An 18,494-nucleotide genomic window follows, 5' to 3' on the forward strand; every position below is an offset into this window, starting at 1 on the left:
GCCCGGCACCGTCATGCCAGTCATTGCCAGCAGTAGCGATCTCGCATCCGAGACGTACCGGTCGGGAAGAGTTCGCCACGGATGTCGATTCGGCCCGGAACCGTTCGACGCATGGGTGAGAGGCTGGGAACCGCCCGGCCGCCGTGACCGAAGGAGTCATCATGCCCCGCTTCCTCACGATCGTTCACCACGACGAGCAGAACCTGCCCACCGGAGACCCGAGCCCGGAACTGCAGAAGCAGATGGGAGAACTGTTCGAGGAGATCAGCAAGGCCGGCGTCATGCTCGACATGGCCGAGCTGACCCTCACCTCCGAGAGCACCCGCATCTCCGGCGCCGGCGGCAAGGTGACCCATATCGACGGCCCCTTCGCCGAGAGCAAGGAGGTCGTCGGCGGCTATACCATCGTGCAGACCAAGACCCGAGCCGAGGCCGTCGAGTGGGCGCGACGGTTCATCGAGATCCAGTCCCAGCACGATCCGTGCACCGCAGAGGTCCGCGAGATCAAGGAGGGCTGACCGGGTGGCGACGACGGACGTGCCCGAGACCGTTGCGACGGTGTTCCGGATCGAGTCTGCCCGGATCATCGCGACGACGGCTCGGATCGTCCGCGACCTCGACATCGCCGAGGAGATCGCCCAGGACGCACTCGTCGCCGCGCTCGAGCAGTGGCCCGAGTCGGGCGTCCCGGACAAGCCGGGCGCCTGGCTCGTGACCACCGCCAGACGCCGCGCCATCGACCTCGTCCGTCGCAAGGAGACGTACGCCCGCAAGCTCGCCGAGGTCGGCCGCACGCTCGAGGACATCGCACCGCCCGAAATCGCGGAGGCCGACGAGATCGACGATGATCTGCTGCGGCTCATCTTCACCGCCTGCCATCCGGTGCTGTCGCAGGAGGCGCGGATCGCGCTCACCCTGCGACTGCTCGGCGGGCTGACCACAGACGAGATCGCGCGTGCGTACCTGACCTCCGAGTCGACCGTGGCACAGCGCATCGTGCGCGCGAAGCGCAAGCTCGCGCGATCGGGGGTCGAGTTCGAGGTTCCGTACGACGAGGACCGCGCGGCACGACTCTCATCGGTACTCGAGGTCACCTACCTGATCTTCAACGAGGGCTACTCCGCGACCGCAGGCGACGACCTCGTACGCCCCGCACTGTGCGAGGACGCGCTCCGGCTGGCGCGCATCTTGCAAGGCCTGATGCCCGATGAGCCCGACGTACACGGGCTCGCCGCCCTGCTGGAGTTCCAGGCCTCCCGCACCGCGGCGCGTACAGGCCCCGACGGCGAGCCGGTACTCCTGGCCGACCAGGACAGAACCCGCTGGAACCAGTCGTTCATCCGCCGCGGCCTCGCCGCGATGCGCCTGGCGGGCGATGGGCCTTACGCGGTGCAGGCGGCCATCGCAGGCTGTCACGCCGCCGTTCCGCGTTACGCCGACACCGACTGGGAGACCATCGCACGCCTCTACGCGCGGCTCGCCGTCCTCACCCCGTCACCGATCGTCGAGCTCAACCGCGCCGTCGCGGTCGCCGAGGTGAACGGACCGGCCGCCGGGCTTGCGATACTCGAGCCGTTGGAGTCCGAGCCGACGCTGGCCTCCTACCACCTACTGCCCAGCGTCCGTGGCGACCTACTCGCCCGGCTCGGCCGTGATCCGGAGGCCCGGGCCGAGTTCGAGCGCGCCGCGTCGTTGACCCGCAACGTACGCGAGCAGCAGCTCCTTCTGGGCAGGGCAGCACAGTCCGCGGTCGACTGAGGCGCACGCCGTACGAAGGCACGCGGCGGCAGGTTTCAGGGGTCGCGGAACGGGAACGATTGCATGCCGGGACTATCCCGATCGCCGCGGACGGTCTATCGTCGGCGCGGCATCAAAGTCAGGGATGACCGACTCGATGAGGAGTTGTCGTGCGCAAGAAGAGCTGCATCCTGGTCGCATCGATCGCGGCCGCGACCGGGCTGACGGTCATCAACCCCGCGACCGCGTCGCCGAGTTCGGACCCCGCGGGCGGCAACGACTCGCCGGCCGTCTCGTCCGCCGGGCACGATCGAAAGGGCTTCTACGACTCCCGCGAGGGCACACCGGCCCAGCTGGCAGCGACTACGCAGGAGACCGCCACCGACAAGCAGAGCGCCAGCGTACGCGCGTTGCGACGCTCGGTCGGACCCGACGCGATGGTCTCGATCGACCCGGTGACGGGCACCCCGCGCAACCTCTCCAGCCGCGACGGGTACCTCACGGCCGCCAGCTCCGCGCCCGCACGACGCGTCGCGATGGCGTACGTGCGCCAACACGTCGATGCGCTCGGGCTCACCCGCGACGACGTCGCCACCTTCCATCTGCGCAGGTCCTACACCGACCCCGTCGGCACCACCCACCTCGCGTGGGAGCAGGTCGTCGACGGCATCCCGGTGTTCGGCAACGGGCTCGAGGCACATGTCACCGATGCGGGTGAGCTGATCTCGCTGCAGGGCTCGCCAGTCGCCGACCTCGGCGACATGTCCGCCGAGGAGTCGACGACTCCCGCCGTCTCCGCCGGGGCGGCCCGAAGTGACGCGGCAGAGGACGTCGGCGGCCAGGCCGACACATCCGCGACCAAGCGCGCGAACCGCTCGACGACGACGGTCTGGGACAACGGCGACCGCGCCGGGCTGGTCTGGTTCGCCGAGGGCGACGGCGTACGTCTCGGCTGGGACACCTACACGCAGGCCGGCGACGGGCTCGCGTACACCCACGTCGTCGACGCCACGAGCGGCGACGTGCTGTACCGCCGCGATCTCGTCGACTTCGACAAGGGCGACGCCTGGACGTACGAGAACTACCCGGGTGCGAAGCGCGGCGGTGACGCCACCAAGGTCAACGTGTTCAAGCAGGGTTGGCTCAAACGCACGGCGAAGTGGCTGAACGGCAAGTACGCGGTCGCCTGGAGCGACGTCGACGACGACAACCAGGTCGGCACGTCCGAGAAGACGCCCGTGCCGGGCACCAAGAAGCACCCGCAGTTCACCCTGAAGCCGCTCAAGGGCATCAACCCGCTGTGCAAGAACTCCGTGTGCACCTGGGATCCCGAGACGCCGAACTCGTGGAAGAAGAACCGCAAGGCCGACGTCACCAACGCGTTCGTCGCGGCGAGCAAGTACCACGACTACCTCGCGAAAGGGCCGTTCGGGTTCACCGGTGCGGCGGGCAACTTCGAGTCGAACGACCGAGACCCGGTGCTGCTGAACGCCCTCGACGGCGCCGACACCGCCGACGGCCTGCCCGATGCGAACCACATCGACAACGCCAACATGGCCACGCCGCCCGATGGCACGCCGCCGACGATGCAGATGTACCTGTGGCACCAGCCGGGTACGAGCAACGAGGAAGACCCGTTCCTACCGGCCAGTGGTGCGTTCGACACGTCGGTGCTCCTGCACGAGTACACCCACGGACTGTCGAACCGCCTGGTCACCGACGCCGCCGGCAACTCGACCCTGAACAGCCTGCAGGCCGGCTCGATGGGTGAGGCGTGGAGCGACTACTACGCGATGGACTACCTGGCCGCCAAGGGCCTCGTGAAGGACAGCCCGAGAAAGGACGGCCAGGTGCTCGAGGGCGAGTACGTCGCCGCAGGTCAGCTGTTCCGTACCCAGGCGATGGACTGCCCGGTCGACTCGAAGCAGCGGAACTGCCGTGACCTCGATGGCGCGAGGGGCGGCTACACCTACGGCGACGTCCCGACGATCGGCGGCTCGCCCGAGGTCCACTCCAGCGGCGAGGTGTGGTCACAGACGCTGTGGGACGTACGAGAGGCACTCGGCCACCGTACGACCGGCATGCTCGCGACGCGTGCGATGGAGCTGTCGCCGGACGACCCGAGCATGCTCGACATGCGCAACGCCATCCTGCAGGCCGACAAGGTCGCGTACGACGGCGTGCACGAGGCGCGGCTGTGGAAGATCTTCGCCAACCGCGGCATGGGCTGGTTCGCCGGCTCGACCGACGGCGGCGACACCCGCCCGGCCGAGGACTTCAAGACGCCCCCGGCACCCCAGAAGCCGATGGGCACGCTGCAGGGCAAGGTGACCGACGCGATCGGCGGCGAGCCGGTCGAGGGCGCGATCGTGCACATCACCGGACACGACTCCGACTACATCGGCAGCTTCGCCGATACCACCGACGCATCGGGCACGTACACGATCCCGAACGTGCCGGTCGGCAAGTACGCGAAGGTGGTCGTCTCGACCCCGGGCTACGAGGTCATCACCAAGGCCGTTCGGGTCAAGTCGCCCGGCACTGCGAGCAACTGGTCGATTCGCAAGGACTATGCGGCCGGCAGTGCCGGCGGTGAGGTCACGTCCTTCGACGGACCCGACTACACGCCGTACGCGTGCGGACCCGCGGGCGCGATCGACCTGAGCCAGGGCACCGGCTGGGGCAGCACCACTGGCGACGACGAGGGCACACCGACCGGTACGCCCGAGCCGAAGGCGATCACGGTCAAGCTGTCCGAGCCGATCGACATCACCGCCGACGAGACGACGACCGCGTTCGCCGTCGACCCGACCGCCACCTGTGGCGACTCCGGAAGCAGCTCGACGGGTGAGTACACGATCGAGGTATCGGCCGACGGCGAGTCGTGGGAGACCGCGGTCGACGGCACCGGCGACAACGCGTTCGGCGAGGAGAACCGCTTCGTCTACACGAACGTGCCGTCCTCCGTCGATGCGGCCGGGGTCGAGTACGTACGCTTCACGATGCTCAGCCCGCAGGTGCCCGATTTCGGCACCAACTGCCCCGATGGCCCGTACGGCGGCTGCCAGTACATGGACATGACCGAGCTGGAGGTCTTCGGCACGCCGGCCGCTTGATCTCATCCGCCCCGGGCACGCCCCCACCCGTGAGCCGGACGTTTGAGTGCGACACGCCGGCGTGTCTCCGCTCGAACGTCCGGCTCACGGTGGGTTGCGCTTAGGGTCGGGTCGGAGGTACGCGATGAGTCGTCCGGTCCCCGCTGCCACGTCCGCGCTGCGGGTGCTGAGGTTCCTGTCCACCCAAGCGGCGCCTGTGCCCGCCGCGCGGGTTGCCGACGCCGTCGAGCTGCCGCGCTCGTCGGCGTATCACCTGCTCAGCGCGATGGAACGCGAAGGATTCGTGACGCACTACGCCGACGACCGGCTGTGGGGCATCGGCCTCGCGGCGTACGAGGTCGGCGTCGGCTACTCACGCCAGGAGCCCCTCGCCCGCCTCGCCCGGATGCCGATCGCGCGGCTGGTCGACACGGTCGGGCAGTCGGCGCATCTCGCGATCCTGCACGGCCGCGAGGTGGTCTACGTGCTGGAGGAGCGCGCTCCGGGCAAGCCCCCGCTGGTGACCGATGTGGGCGTACGCCTGCCGGCGGCCCTGACGGCGTCGGGGCGGGCGATCCTCGCAACGCTGTCCGCGTCCCAGGTGCGCGCTCTCTTCCCCGACCGAAGCGCATTCGTCGAGCGCCACGGCCGCGGCCCGACGACACCGACCGCGCTGCGGCACCTGCTGACCGACACACGTATCCGCGGCCACGCGACCGAGGACGGCGAGGTCACGCCCGGTTTCGCCTCCGTCGCCGTGGCCATCGACAGCCCGCCCGGCGCCGCGACCTTCGCGAGCGTCGCCGTCACGTACGACAGCGAACGCGATACGCCGGAGCCGGCGGAGCTGTCCGCCGCCGTACGCGAGGCCGCCGCCGCGATCGCGACCCGGCTGCGGGGCGCGTCCGCGCGTACGCTCGGCCCACGCTGACCTTGCCCCGCCCGGTTTGCGACCGGTTACGCCCAGATCGCATTCCCAAAGCGACCGGTTACGCCCAGATCCACTAGGAAGCGACCGGGGCGTAACCGATCCCAAACGACCACCACAAGTTACCGACCGGTAGGATAGGCGGACCCGACCGAAGTCCGCGGGCAGAACGCAGTAGCGTGCTGTCGGTGGATCCCCGGCCCTGAGGAGTGCCGACATGCAGATTGTCGCCATCGTTGTGTCGTTGGCCATCACGGTGGTCACGGTCCCTGTGCTCGTGCTGGCGATCAGGCAGTTGCTCGGCGTCGTCCGGATGGGCCAGCCTGCGGTCGGCCGCACCGACAACCCCGGCGCTCGTACGCTCACCATGCTCAAGGAGACCGTCGGGCACACGCGGATGCTGCAGTGGACGTGGATCGGCATCATGCACTGGTTCGTGTTCGCCGCGTTCATCTTCCTGAGCACGGCGGTCGGCGGCGCGTACTTCCAGCTCTTCGACGTCGACTTCCAGTGGCCGATCGTCGGACACTGGTACCCGTTCGAGTGGTTCAGCGAGTTCATCGGACTGTTGGGCACCATCGGCATCGTCGTGCTCGTCATCTACCGGCAGGTGAAGCATCCGCGCCGACTCGAGCGGGGCAGCCGTTTCTTCGGCTCGACGTTCTGGCAGGCGTACTTCGTCGAGCTCTTCGTGCTGCTGGAGAGCAGCGCGATCCTCTTCATCCGCGGCGCGGAGTACAACCTCGGCGTCGCCGAGGGGCACGACAACGCCACGAGGGCGCACTTCCCGCTGTCGTCGTACGTCGGCGACCTCTACCCGTCGTCGGTGAGCGCGAACGAGAACCTCGTCTACACGATCGCGATGCTCAAGATCGTGCTCGCGATGATCTGGCTGCTGGTCATCGCCCGCAACCTGACGATGGGCGTGGCGTGGCACCGCTTCACCGCATGGTTCAACATCTGGTTCAAACGCGAGTCCGACGGCAGCAGCGCCCTGGGCGGGTTGCAGCCGATCATCGTCGACGGCAAACCGCTCGACTTCGAGAACATCGAGGAGCTCGACGAGGACGCCGCACTCGGCGTCGGCAAGGCCGAGGACTTCACCTGGAAGGGCATCCTCGACTTCACCACCTGTACGGAGTGCGGCCGCTGCCAGAGCCAGTGCCCGGCATGGAACACCGAGAAGCCGCTGTCGCCGAAGCTGCTGATGATGGGGCTGCGCGACCACGCGTACGCCAAGTCCACGGGCGACGAGGGCGCCGCCGAGCGAAGCCTGGTGGGCAAGGCTGACGAGGACAGCTGGTTCTACAACCCCGAGGGCGGCGACTTCGTCATCGACGAGGACGTACTCTGGTCATGTACGAGCTGCGGCGCGTGCGTACAGCAGTGCCCGGTCGACATCGAGCACGTCGACCACATCGTCGACATGCGCCGTTACCAGGTGCTGGTCGAGTCGAACTTCCCGACCGAGCTGAACCAGCTGTTCAAGGGCCTGGAGAACAAGGGCAACCCGTGGAACATGTCGCCCAACGCGCGCATGGACTGGGCGAAGGACCTCGACTTCGAGGTCAAGCAGGTCGGTTCCGATGTCGAGGACCTCTCAGAGGTCGAGTGGCTGTTCTGGGTCGGGTGTGCCGGCGCGTACGAGGATCGTGCCAAGAAGACGACCCGTGCGGTCGCGGAGCTACTGCACCTCGCCGATGTCGACTTCGCGGTGCTCGGCGACGGCGAGACCTGCACGGGTGACCCGGCCCGACGGTCGGGCAACGAGTTCGTGTACTCGATGCTCGCGATGCAGAATGCCGAGGTCTTCAAGGAGACCAAGGCGAAGAAGGTCGTCGCGACCTGCGCCCACTGCTTCAACACCCTGAAGAACGAGTACGCCGAGTTCGGCGTCGAGCTCGAGGTCGTCCACCACACCCAGTTGCTCAACCGGCTCGTACGCGAGGGCAAGCTGACGCCGGTCGCGCCGTCCGGCAACGGTGCAGTCGCCGGCAAGACGATCACGTACCACGATCCGTGCTACCTCGGGCGGCACAACCAGGTGTACGAGCCGCCGCGCGAGCTGTTGAACGTCCTCCCCAACACGACGTTCAACGAGATGCCGCGCAACTCCGAGCGATCCTTCTGCTGCGGCGCGGGCGGCGCACGGATGTGGATGGAAGAGTCGATCGGCCAGCGGATCAACGTCAACCGCACCGAGGAGGCCATCGCCACCGGCGCCGACCAGATCGCGGTCGGCTGTCCGTTCTGCCGGGTGATGCTGTCCGACGGTCTCACCCTGAAGCAGTCCGAGGGTGAGGCGAGCGAGGAGGTCGAGGTGCTCGACGTCGCACAGATGCTGCTGGCCTCGGTCAAGCGCGGCGACGAGCCGGGGCCGAGCCCGGCCGAATAGCGCCCACCACGAGAGCCGGCCCCGATCGATCGCTCGATCGGGGCCGTCGCGCGTAAGGCTGCCGGGGGTCGCGGCCGAACGCGCGGTCTACAGGACGGCGGCGACCCTGCTGCTCCAGTCCGGACGCAGCTTGTACTGCGGGCAGATCGTCCCGTTCTCGTGCCGACCGTCGATCCCGCAGAACGGGCAGGGTCCGGTGCGGGTGTGCGGATCCATGCTCATGCAGGATCCGATCCGCTCGCCGCGAACCTCGTAGTCGAACACCATCACCGCAGGAGCTCCACAGGTGCAGACCTCGCCCGGCTGCGCCGGCCGTCGCCCTCGCTGTCGCTTCTTCCCAAACATGGCGGTCACTCCCTTTCCAGCCACGCGGTGCAGCATCGCTACCCGGCTACCTCACTAGTGAGGCAGATAACTAGGTTACCACCATCCTCGCCACTTCACTAGTGAAGCAGTTAGGCTATGCCGCATGACGATCGACTACACCGATCCGCGTTCCCCCTCGCAGCAGATCGCCGACGATCTTCGCGAGCAGATCAACGCCGGCCGGTTCGCCGCCGGCGACCCGCTTCCCTCGGAGCGAACCCTCGTCGACCGGTACGGCACAGCGCCGCAGACGACCCGGCAGGCGATCGCGGTCCTCAAGTCCGAAGGCCTGGTCGTCGGGCGTCCCGGCCGCGGCATCTTCGTCCGCGAGCGGCTGCCGATCGTACGGGTCGGCTCCGATCACCGGGCACAGTGGCGCAAGCGCACGGGCCAGTCACCGATGCAGGCCGAGGCGGAAGCGAACGGCCTGTCCTGGTACCAGGAGGTGCTTGCGCTGGAGACCGTACCCGCCCCCGACTGGGTGGCCGACCGGTTCGAGATCGAGCACGGCAAGGAGGTCTTCGTACGCCGCCGCCGCACATGGATCGAGGACGTACCGACGCAGCTGGCCGACAGCTACTACCTCCTGGCCGACGTCGAGGGCACCCGGATCATGTCCGAGGACACCGGCCCGGGCGGAAGCTACGCACAGCTCGAGGAGCGGGGCCTCACCCTGGCACGCTTCCGCGAGGAGATCGGCATTCGGATGCCGACCCCGAACGAGACGCGGCAACTCCGGCTCGGTCCCGGCATCCCGGTCGCCGAGATGTGGCGCGTCGCGTTCACCGACGAGCGTCCGATCGAGGTGTTCAGATCGGTGCTGGCCGGCAACAGCCACGTGTTCGTCTACGAGTTCGACGCACCGATGTAGCCCCTGGACTCACGCCTCCGGGTCGGTCGCCCCGGACGGCGGCGCGAGCATCGTCATCAGCGTGTCGACGAACGTCGCCCGCGGAATCCTTCCCCGGGCGTGGCCCACCAGGGTCGGCACCGCGGCGCGCTGGAACGCGTCGTTGATCAGCATCGTGGCAACCACTCTCGGTTCGACGTCCGCACGGATGTCGCCGGCCGCCTGACGCTCCCCGAGGTACGCCGCTACCGCGACAACGCCACGATGCGGGCCATAGTCGTTCTCCCGCATGAACGCGGCGAGCCGTTCGCGCAGATCCGCGTCCGCCTGGGCCGCCACGAGCACGACCAATCCGGACTCGAGGAACTGCTGCACGCCGACGGAGATCCGGATCAGAGCGGAGCGTACGTCGGTGTCCAGAGAGTCGCTCTCGAGGCGCATGGGTCCCAGCGTGTGCTGGAAGGCGGAGGTGAGCAGGCCGGCCCGATCACCGAAGTGATAGAAGATGCTCCCTTCGGACACGCCTGCCATCTCGGCGACCGCCCTGGTCGTCAACTTCGCCACGCCTTGCTCGCGGAGCAGGTCGAGCGTGGCGCGCAGGATCTGCTCTCGCCCACCGGAGGGCGGGCGTCCACGGGTACGGGTCATCACCGGGTCAGCGTAGCGGTTCAGACTATTTATTGAGTTCCCACTCAGGATATGTCAAGGTACGCAAAGTTGAGTGCTTACTCAGTAAATACCTCCACCGAAGGGGTGCCATGACCACCACCGTCGACAATCCGTCCGCCCTCACGACCACGCGCGGCCGACTCATCCTGGCCCTGCTCTGCGGCGTCGCCTTCCTCGACCTCATCGACGCGACGATCGTCAATATCGCCCTGCCGTCAATCCGAGACGACCTCGGCTTCTCCGTCCAGCAACTGCAGTGGGTGCCGAGCGCGTACCTACTGACGTACGGCGGCTTCATGCTGCTCGGCGGACGTGCCGCCGATCTGCTCGGCCGCCGGCGGGTCCTGCTCGCCGGTCTCACGGTTTTCGCCGTCGCCTCGCTGGTCGGCGGCCTCGCCAGCGACGCCGGGGTGCTCGTCGGGTCACGTCTCGCACAGGGCATCGGGGCGGCGGCGACCATGCCTGCGGCGCTGTCGATCCTGACGACCACCTTCCACACCAGATCCGACCGCAATACGGCCATCGGGGTGTGGGGCGGCGTCGCCGGCCTCGCGTCCGCAGTCGGCGTTCTACTGGGCGGCGTACTGACCGAGGGGCCCGGCTGGCGCTGGGTGATGTTGATCAACCCGATCATCTGCGCCCTCCTGGTGGCGCCCGTGCTGCGGCTGCTCCCGGACGACCGTCCGGCCGAGCGCAGGCGCGGCTTCGACGCCCCGGGCGCGGCGCTCGCCACCGGCGCAATGCTGTTGCTCGTCTACACCCTCGTCGAGGCACCGGACCACGGCTGGAGCGCGGCGCGAACCGTACTCGGGCTCCTCGGCACGGCCGTGCTGGTTGCGTTGTTCCTAGCGGTCGAGATGCGCAGCAGCCGGCCCCTGGTGCCGCTGTCGATCGGCCGCGTGCCGGGCTTGCTCGCCGCGAACGTGGTCCAGTTGACGACTCTCGCCGGGTTCTTGTCGATGTTCTTCTTCCTGACCCTCTACATGGAGAATGTACTGGGCTTCTCGCCGGTCAAGACGGGACTCGCTTACCTGCCGGTCTGCATCATCGTCGGAGTCTCGGCCGGCGTCGGTTCGCAACTGATCGTACGCGTCGGCACGCGCGCGATCATCGTCGTTGGCTCACTCGTCACGGCCGCAGGCATCTTCTGGCTCTCACGTATCCCGGCGGATGGGTCGTACGTCACCGACGTACTCCCGGGCATGGTCGTCCTGTCGCTCGGCGTCGGGTCGCTGTTCGTGACGGTAACCGCCGCGGCGAACGCCGGAGTCGAGCCGGAACGCGCAGGTCTCGCCGCGGCGCTGCTGAACTCGTCGCAGCAGATCGGGGGCGCCCTCGGCCTCGCGATCCTCTCGGCGATCGCGACCTCGAGGACGGACCACCTGCTCGCGACCGGCGCCGATCCCACCAGCGCCCTGACCGACGGTTTCGGTCGCGGTCTCGCGGTCGGTGCAGCCTTCCTCGTACTGGCCGCGTTGCTCGGCCTGCGCACTGTCAACACCCGAGCAGCAGAGGCGTAGGTGGGTCACCTGGACCCATCGGGCGCGGCACGCACACGCGTACGACTGCCACTCACTCCCCTGTGGTGAGTGGCAGTCGTACGAGGCTGATCACGCGTCGCGGCGTACGAACCGCATTGCTGCAAAGGCGAACAACACCGCGGTCTCGAGGCAGAAGACGCCGAAGCCGGTCCACGGCGCGAGCAGATCCGGGTTGAAGTTGACCACGGTCGAGATGTTCGAACCGGCGTTGCCCGGCATCAGCTTCATCAGCCAGTCACCGGTCTGCCCCGGGACCAGCAGCACCAGGTTGCCGACGACGAAGATCAAGGCCAGTGCTATCGAGATCGCCGCTGCGGTATGTCGTACGAGGAAGGCGAGCGCGGCCGAGAAGAGTCCGAGCGCGGCGAGGTACAGGCCGCTGCCGAACATCGCCCGGATGACGCCGTCGTCGCCGAGCGACAGACCGACACCTTCGGCGTCCAGGAACGGGTTGCCGGCGAAGTAGCCGGCGAACGCGGTGACGGTGCCACCGACGAACAGGACCGCGGCGAGCACGGCGCTCTTGGCCAGCAGTACCCGCTTCCGGCGGGGAGTCGCGGTCAGAGTCGTGCGGATCATGCCGTTCCCGTACTCGTTCGACACTGCCAGCACACCGAGCACCACGGCGGTTACCTGCGCGATCATCATCCCCCAGGTGATGAACGCGCCGGCGGGCTCGCCCGCCTCGCCACTCGCGATCCCGTCGGCGGTGGTCGCACAGATCAACGCAGTGAGTCCGGCCCCGAACCCGAGCAGCGCGACCATCGTCCAGACGCTGGAGCGTACGCTCCACAGCTTGATCCACTCGGCGTGTAGTGCGTTGGACAAACCCGGGTTGCCCGCCTGCGTACGAACGGGCGCGCGGGTCGCTTCGATCGCGGTCATGAGGTCGCTCCTACGGTCGCGTGGTACTCCACGCTGTCTGCGGTCAAGGTCATGAAGGCGTCCTCCAGGGAGGACCGAACCAAGGTCAGCTCGTGCAGGTGGAGGCCGGCAGAGCCGGCGAGATCGCCGATCTGCGCCGCCGATCGGCCCTGCACGTGCAGTTCGTCGCCGTCGATCGACACCTCGCAGTGCTCGCGTCGCAGCAGCTCGGCGAGTCGGCCGCGCTCCGGCGCCTTGATCCGTACGTACGACGCGGCGTGGTCGGAGATGAAGTCCGCCATGCTGCAGTCGGCGAGGATCTGTCCGCGCCCGACCACCAGCAGGTGCTCGGCGGTCACCGCCATCTCGGACATCAGGTGGCTGGACACGAAGACCGTGCGGCCCTCCGCTGCGAGCCGCTGCATCAGCCCGCGTACCCAGCGGATGCCCTCCGGGTCGAGGCCGTTGACCGGCTCGTCCAGGACGACGACCGGAGGGTCACCGATCAGGGCGGCGGCGATGCCGAGGCGTTGGCCCATGCCGAGCGAGAACCGGCCCGCGCGATTGTCAGCGACCGACTCCAGCCCGACCAGGCCGAGCACCTCGTCGACGCGTTTCATCGGGATGCCGTTGCTTGCCGCCATCCAGCGAAGGTGATCGCGGGCCGTACGACCGGGGTGGATCGCGTGTGCGTCGATGAGCGCTCCGACCTCGCGCAACGGGGCGGGCAGGTCGTGGTAGCGCCGGCCCGCGACCGTGACGCTGCCGCTCGTCGGGCGGTCGAGCCCGAGGATCATCCGCATGGTTGTCGACTTCCCGGCGCCGTTCGGTCCGAGGAAGCCGGTCACCCGACCGGGCTCGACGGCGAAGTCGATCGAGTCGACCGCGCGGGTCGGCCCGTACGTCTTGGTGAGTGCGTTCGCGACGATCATGATGCGACCGTCCACAGGAGTCGTGTGTTCATGTCGTACAGCGTCGTTCGGACGTACCCCCGAGCACATCGGGGACGGCCCCAGAGCCGACCCCGAGTGACCCCTGAGCCGCCGGGGCGTAACTCGGGGTATCCGTCAGTCGCCGAAGATGCCGCCGTCGTGACGATGCGCCCGGCCAGACGGGTCGATCTGGAAGTGTTGCCAGTCGGCGCTTCCCAGCCAGCCGAACCCGGCCCGACGCATTGCGCGTACGACGCCCTGCGCACCGGAGCGGTACGTGATGCGATGCGGGCGCGAGCGGAAGTTCCACCAGCGATTGGGTTTGAAGCCGCGCGCGGACCGGTACGGGTTCTCCCAGGTATTGATGTCGATCGAGCGCCCGAGACTGTGCGGGCTCAGATCGCTCGGACTGCCGACGATGCCGCGGCAGTTGAACGCCGAGGTGTTGCCGGCCCCCATCGACTTGAGGTCGTTGGCGCCGTGTAGCTTCCGGCTCCAACCGAACCGGTCGACTCGGAACATGTGCCGGATCGGAAACCTGCCACGATAGATCCCTCGGAAGGCACGTACGGTGTTGCGGGCGATCGAGCGATGGACGACCAGCTCTCCACGATGCCGGTAGCCGTCGTAGCCCCAGTAGTTCATCCGGATGAGCCGCAGCTTGCGTCGCCCGACCGGGCAGCCACGATGCCAGCTGCGGCCGGTCATCGACCGCCACACCTTCGTTGGGATGCGCATGACGTGTGGATGCATCCCCCGCGCCGTGGGCCGCGGCTGCCGAGGCAGCCGGATGCGAGGGCGCGGCGCCTTCTTCGGAAGCTTCACCGGCGCGATACGTACGCCCGCCGACGCCGCGTGGGTCGTGGGTCCAACGCGTTCGTTGCTCGCGGGAGCTCCGGCCGGACCGACGACGGCGCCACCGACGGCGAGCGCGACGGCGCTCGTCATGAGCAGGGTCCGACGGGTGATCGCCCGCATACCGCCTCCCATGGCCGACCTGCCGAGTCAACCACGCCTCGGACCGGACCGCTCGGAAACCGCCCCGCATCACCTTGACGCCACAGTGATGCTTGCGTTGACGTCATTGTGGTGTCATGATGACGTCATGAACCTTTCGCAGTACGTCGAGCGTCTCCGCGCCGACCTGACCGACGCAGCGGCGGCCGGCGACGACGAGATCCGCTCCGCCGCGGAGCGGTTGGCCCAGGCGCTGAGCCCGTCGACCCGGATGGTGATGCTCGAGGCGCTGTCCGACGCGACCGCCGAGATCACCAGCGAGCTCGAGCAGGCGACGGTCGAGGTACGGCTCAAGGGTCGTGAGCCCGAGTTCGTCGTGAGCGAGGTCTACTCCGAGCCGGTGGCCCCACCTCCTCCTCCGACGCCTCCGACACCCCCGCCGGCGCCGGGCGCCGACGACGCCGAGAGCGACGTGGTCGCCCGCGTGACGGTCCGGATCCCGGAATGGCTCAAGGCACGCGCCGAAGACCTCGCGACGGAGCAGGCGCAGTCGCTCAACGCATGGATCGTCAACGCCATCAAGTCGGCATCTGGCGATCGAGCCGTCAACATCGATCTCGATCTCGGCTCGGGCCGGATCAACGTGGGCCATCCGTACGGCCCTCGCTCCCGACGCGTCCAAGGCTGGGCGCGCTAGCCGACACCACACCGACAACCCAACGCAGGGCGTACGCGCCGTGCGGCGGGTTCGTACACCCGAAAGAGGCACCACATGCACACCTTCGACACTCCCTCACCGGTTCAGCTGCGGGTGAGCAACCGCGCCGGGCGCGTTTCGATCGAGGCCGCCGACGTCACCGAGTCGACCGTGGAGCTCACCGCGCTGAGCCCCGAGGCGGACGAGGCGATTGCGGAGGCGATCGTCGAGCAGCGCGGCTCGCATATCGTCGTGGATCTTCCCCGCGGACGGCCGGGCCTGTTCCGCTCCCGCAGTCCGAAGGTCGCGATCGACATCACGGTGCCGACCGGGTCGAACCTCCGCGCCAGCCTGCAGTCCTCCGACCTGCGTACGACCGGCGCGTTGAACGACGCCCATGTCGAGGTCGGTTCGGGCGACATCGTCATGGACACCACCACCGGCTCGGCCCGGCTGCAGAACGGATCGGGCGACGTCCAGATCGAGCAGTGCCACGGCGACATCGTGGTGACCTTGGGCTCCGGCGACGTCCGCGTCGGCACCGTGCGCGGCAAGGCACAGACGCGAAGCGGGAGCGGCGACGTGACGATCGAACACGCCAAGGGTGTCGTGACGGCGGCGTCGGGTTCGGGAGACATAGCCGTGAGTTCGAGCGACTCCGGACTCACCGCGAAGACAGGGTCGGGCGATGTCCGGGTGCACAGGGCGCGGTCGGGCGAGGTCCGGGTGACAACCGCCTCGGGCGATGTCGACGTCTCGGTCGATCACGGCACCGCCGTGTGGCTCGATCTGAACACCCTCAGCGGCGCAGTACGTAACGAGCTCGACGCGATCGACGGTCCCGACGAGACCGAGCAACAGCTGAAACTCCGAGTCAAGACCGCCAGCGGCGACATCTCCGTCGCCCGCTCGTAGACACCACGAAGAATTGGAGAGGACCGTGATCAGGCCCATGAACCACACGATCGAGATGATCGCCGCTCAGTACGAGACGTACGTTCGCGACCAGGCGAGGCGCCACCGTGCGTACGACGACGAGTTCGAACCGTCGACCCGCCGACGCCGTTCGAAGGCCAACCAGCGGATCGCCGGCGCGACCGACCCGAGCGAGCTCTGAGGTGCCGTCAGATCTTCGTACGGTGGAAGTTCGCGTACGACCGCGACGGTGTCGGACCCCGCTGGCCCTGGTACCGCGAGCCGTACTTCGCCGTCCCGTAAGGATGGTCTGCGGGAGAGCTGAGCCGGAAGAAGCAAAGCTGCCCGATCTTCATCCCGGGGTACAGCTTGATCGGCAGCGTGGCGACGTTCGCCAGCTCGAGGGTGACGTGCCCGGAGAACCCCGGGTCGATGAAGCCGGCCGTCGCATGGGTGAGCAGGCCCAGCCGACCGAGCGACGACTTGCCCTCGACCCGGGCCGCGATGTCGTCGGGAAGGCTCACCTGTTCGTACGTCGAGCCGAGCACGAACTCGCCGGGATGCAGGATGAACGGCGAACCCTTCTCGGCGATGACCTCCTGGGTCAGGTCGGACTGGTCCGCGGCCGGGTCGATGTGCGGGTACATGTGGTTCTGGAACACCCGGAAGAACTTGTCGAGCCGCATGTCGATGCTCGACGGCTGGATCATCTCGGCGTCCCACGGATCGAGTCGGATCCGCGACCGGTCGATCTCGGTCAGGATGTCGTGGTCGGAGAGCAGCACCCTGTGAATGTACCGAACGCCCCGAGACCATGCCGCGCCTCGGTCCGACGCGGCGCATCGACGGGTTGCGCGAGGCCGCCTCGTTGGGACTAGTATCCTGTGTCGCAGCGCGCGGATGTAGTTCAATGGCAGAACCTCAGCTTCCCAAGCTGATAGTGCGGGTTCGATTCCCGTCATCCGCTCCACAGCAAGGCCCCGGGCCAGAGGGAGACCTCGGACCCGGGGTCTACACCTGCACCGGACGGCCGACGTACCCGGCGAGCCTCGCGTAGACGTCGGCGCCGGCATCGACGTCGACGACAGGGCCGAACTGTCCGTCGTCACTACGGGCGTCCGCGGGCACATTGTCTCCGAACCAGTCCAGCGCGGCCTCGCCCAGGACAGGATCGAGGTCGTTCACCTGACCGGTGACGTGAGCGAGATCCCAGGAGTGGACGGTGAACTCATGCGTGTAGGCGTCGAGCACCTCACGGCCCGACATGACCGCCCACGGCATGGTGCAGCTCTTGCCCAGTGCAGCATCGGCCGACCAGACCTGCTCGAAACCGGCCCGCGCCCCGCGGAACTCATCAGCCCACCCACCGGTGATGTCGGTAGCGGGGTCGGTCACCGCGCTCGCATCCTCGCCCCGGCCGGCGGCCGCGAGCTTGCGTAGCACGGCAATGAGATGCGCAACGAGCGTTCCAGCGTCGTAGTCCGCGCATGGCGTCGGGTGGCCGAAGTCGTCACCGCGGAGCGCGTCCACCTGGCGTTGGGTCTGGTCGAGCGCGGAACTCAACTGCGGACGCGGATCAGCGGATCCACCGGTCTCGGTCATCAGGCATTGCCTCCCAGGCTTGCGATCAGTTGCGCACACGGTATGGGTCGCCTCTGACAAGACGCATCGCTGCGGGAGCTCGACCCGGATTCCCAGGCGATGGTGCGGCTCGTACGCAGCCCAGGTTTCATCCCAGCCGCTGCTGTAGGACGTCGGCACCCGGGCCTGCAAGGTCGCGCGCTACCCCGGCACGTCCCGCCAGCACCATCAGCACTGCCTCGGCGGGTCCGTGAGCCTCGGGCCCCTTGCCGTATGACCAGTCGAGGTCGTCCGCAATCAGGCGTACGCCCCGCGCGTTCCAGAAGCCGCGCAGCGGTGGGGCCGTGACCGCGAACGGGAGCGCGTATTGCAGTCGTTCCTCGGGGATGACGCGCGTCTTGCCGAGAGGCCGGCGGATGTCCTGCTGATGAATGAGCGCATCGACGAGACCGACCCGGCCTCCGAACCTTGCCGTCGCGCCCTGCGGATCCAGGTGCGCGCGCAAGTACGCGATCAGCTGGTGCGGATCGAGATCGGCATACTCCGCCAACGCAACGTCGTTGAGATTGCCGAACCGGAACCGCGCGCGTACGAACCGACGAAGCAGATCGCCCTTGTCGTGCTCCTCGTAGCTGATGGCATGGGCGACGACATCGCGGACCCGCCACCTCGAGCACAGGCTCGCGACCTCCCACTCGTCGGCGGTCAGGTCCTCCAGGAAGTCGGCCAGCTCCGAGCGTTCCTGCCGCGCGAGCGCCATCACGTCCATCCGGACTTCTCCCGTACGCACCTAGGGGTCACCGGGTGAAGATACCGCTCGAGACCGACCGGCCCCCCGGCGCGACGCCGCAAGACTCGCCACCGCCGTGACGACAAGGGTCACGACGACGACACCGAGGGCTCAGCAGTGAGTTGATCTCCGGCGCAGGTACGTGGTGGCCACCGTTGACGAACGGCAGCTCGTTCT

18 protein-coding genes and 1 tRNA gene are annotated in these 18,494 nt (G+C 68.1%); 11 read left to right on the forward strand and 8 right to left on the reverse strand.

Annotated elements, in window-relative coordinates:
• Positions 1-161: 161 nt before the first annotated feature.
• The 5 genes from L0C25_RS08415 to L0C25_RS08435 all read left to right on the forward strand — a co-directional run bounded on the left by L0C25_RS08415 (position 162) and on the right by L0C25_RS08435 (position 8,155).
• On the forward strand, positions 162-518 hold the full coding sequence (locus tag L0C25_RS08415; protein ID WP_271636023.1) for a YciI family protein: 357 nt from the start codon (positions 162-164) through the stop codon (positions 516-518).
• A gap of 4 nt (positions 519-522) precedes the next feature.
• Entirely contained in the window at positions 523-1,758 is a 1,236-nt protein-coding gene (locus L0C25_RS08420; protein ID WP_271636024.1) for an RNA polymerase sigma factor, read from the forward strand.
• A 149-nt stretch (positions 1,759-1,907) separates the two neighbouring features.
• A complete protein-coding gene (locus tag L0C25_RS08425) occupies positions 1,908-4,853 on the forward strand; it encodes a M36 family metallopeptidase (protein ID WP_271636025.1) in 2,946 nt (981 codons plus the stop codon).
• A 124-nt stretch (positions 4,854-4,977) separates the two neighbouring features.
• Positions 4,978-5,763: an IclR family transcriptional regulator gene (locus tag L0C25_RS08430; protein WP_271636026.1), complete on the forward strand. Its 786-nt coding sequence runs from the start codon at positions 4,978-4,980 to the stop codon at positions 5,761-5,763.
• Positions 5,764-5,977: 214 nt separating this feature from the next.
• Entirely contained in the window at positions 5,978-8,155 is a 2,178-nt protein-coding gene (locus L0C25_RS08435) for a (Fe-S)-binding protein (RefSeq protein WP_271636027.1), read from the forward strand.
• Between the two features lie 87 nt (positions 8,156-8,242).
• Here L0C25_RS08435 and L0C25_RS08440 read toward each other — a convergent pair whose 3' ends face one another.
• A complete protein-coding gene (locus L0C25_RS08440) occupies positions 8,243-8,500 on the reverse strand; it encodes a hypothetical protein (protein WP_271636028.1) in 258 nt (85 codons plus the stop codon).
• A 124-nt stretch (positions 8,501-8,624) separates the two neighbouring features.
• On the opposite strand from L0C25_RS08440, the gene L0C25_RS08445 reads away from it, so the two are divergent.
• Positions 8,625-9,392 (forward strand): GntR family transcriptional regulator, encoded by a 768-nt coding sequence (locus L0C25_RS08445; RefSeq protein ID WP_271636029.1) that lies wholly within the window; start codon positions 8,625-8,627, stop codon positions 9,390-9,392.
• 9 nt (positions 9,393-9,401) lie between these two features.
• Here L0C25_RS08445 and L0C25_RS08450 read toward each other — a convergent pair whose 3' ends face one another.
• Positions 9,402-10,019 (reverse strand): TetR/AcrR family transcriptional regulator, encoded by a 618-nt coding sequence (locus L0C25_RS08450; RefSeq protein WP_271636807.1) that lies wholly within the window; start codon positions 10,017-10,019, stop codon positions 9,402-9,404.
• Positions 10,020-10,129: 110 nt separating this feature from the next.
• Here L0C25_RS08450 and L0C25_RS08455 point away from each other — a divergent pair, with 110 nt between their 5' ends.
• Positions 10,130-11,560, forward strand: a complete 1,431-nt coding sequence (locus L0C25_RS08455) for an MFS transporter (protein WP_271636030.1) — start codon at positions 10,130-10,132, stop codon at positions 11,558-11,560.
• A 90-nt stretch (positions 11,561-11,650) separates the two neighbouring features.
• On the opposite strand, the gene L0C25_RS08460 is transcribed toward L0C25_RS08455, so the two are convergent.
• The 3 genes from L0C25_RS08460 to L0C25_RS08470 form a co-directional block, all read right to left on the reverse strand.
• Positions 11,651-12,466, reverse strand: coding sequence for an ABC transporter permease subunit (locus L0C25_RS08460; RefSeq protein ID WP_271636031.1), 816 nt, complete (start codon positions 12,464-12,466; stop codon positions 11,651-11,653).
• Positions 12,463-13,377, reverse strand: a complete 915-nt coding sequence (locus L0C25_RS08465; protein ID WP_271636032.1) for an ABC transporter ATP-binding protein — start codon at positions 13,375-13,377, stop codon at positions 12,463-12,465. The genes L0C25_RS08460 and L0C25_RS08465 overlap by 4 nt, the downstream gene beginning before the upstream one ends.
• A gap of 135 nt (positions 13,378-13,512) precedes the next feature.
• Positions 13,513-14,355, reverse strand: a complete 843-nt coding sequence (locus tag L0C25_RS08470; protein ID WP_271636033.1) for a M15 family metallopeptidase — start codon at positions 14,353-14,355, stop codon at positions 13,513-13,515.
• A gap of 127 nt (positions 14,356-14,482) precedes the next feature.
• Between L0C25_RS08470 and L0C25_RS08475 the strand changes: the two genes are divergently transcribed.
• The 3 genes from L0C25_RS08475 to L0C25_RS08485 all read left to right on the forward strand — a co-directional run bounded on the left by L0C25_RS08475 (position 14,483) and on the right by L0C25_RS08485 (position 16,148).
• Positions 14,483-15,031, forward strand: a complete 549-nt coding sequence (locus L0C25_RS08475) for a toxin-antitoxin system HicB family antitoxin (protein ID WP_271636034.1) — start codon at positions 14,483-14,485, stop codon at positions 15,029-15,031.
• A 75-nt stretch (positions 15,032-15,106) separates the two neighbouring features.
• Positions 15,107-15,946, forward strand: coding sequence for a DUF4097 family beta strand repeat-containing protein (locus L0C25_RS08480; RefSeq protein ID WP_271636035.1), 840 nt, complete (start codon positions 15,107-15,109; stop codon positions 15,944-15,946).
• A 25-nt stretch (positions 15,947-15,971) separates the two neighbouring features.
• Positions 15,972-16,148, forward strand: a complete 177-nt coding sequence (locus L0C25_RS08485; RefSeq protein WP_271636036.1) for a hypothetical protein — start codon at positions 15,972-15,974, stop codon at positions 16,146-16,148.
• Positions 16,149-16,155: 7 nt separating this feature from the next.
• On the opposite strand, the gene dcd is transcribed toward L0C25_RS08485, so the two are convergent.
• The gene (gene dcd / locus L0C25_RS08490; protein WP_271636037.1) at positions 16,156-16,731 is read right to left on the reverse strand and encodes a dCTP deaminase; all 576 of its coding nucleotides are present in this window, start codon (positions 16,729-16,731) and stop codon (positions 16,156-16,158) included.
• A 111-nt stretch (positions 16,732-16,842) separates the two neighbouring features.
• On the opposite strand from dcd, the gene L0C25_RS08495 reads away from it, so the two are divergent.
• Positions 16,843-16,916: transfer RNA gene (locus L0C25_RS08495), tRNA-Gly, on the forward strand.
• Positions 16,917-16,957: 41 nt separating this feature from the next.
• On the opposite strand, the gene L0C25_RS08500 is transcribed toward L0C25_RS08495, so the two are convergent.
• Together L0C25_RS08500 and L0C25_RS08505 are read right to left on the reverse strand one after the other, a co-directional pair.
• A complete protein-coding gene (locus tag L0C25_RS08500; RefSeq protein ID WP_271636038.1) occupies positions 16,958-17,548 on the reverse strand; it encodes a TIGR03086 family metal-binding protein in 591 nt (196 codons plus the stop codon).
• 127 nt (positions 17,549-17,675) lie between these two features.
• Positions 17,676-18,296 (reverse strand): maleylpyruvate isomerase family mycothiol-dependent enzyme, encoded by a 621-nt coding sequence (locus L0C25_RS08505; protein ID WP_271636039.1) that lies wholly within the window; start codon positions 18,294-18,296, stop codon positions 17,676-17,678.
• Positions 18,297-18,494: the final 198 nt, after the last annotated feature.

Origin of the sequence: Solicola gregarius (assembly GCF_025790165.1) — a bacterium.
GTDB lineage: Bacteria > Actinomycetota > Actinomycetes > Propionibacteriales > Nocardioidaceae > Solicola > Solicola gregarius.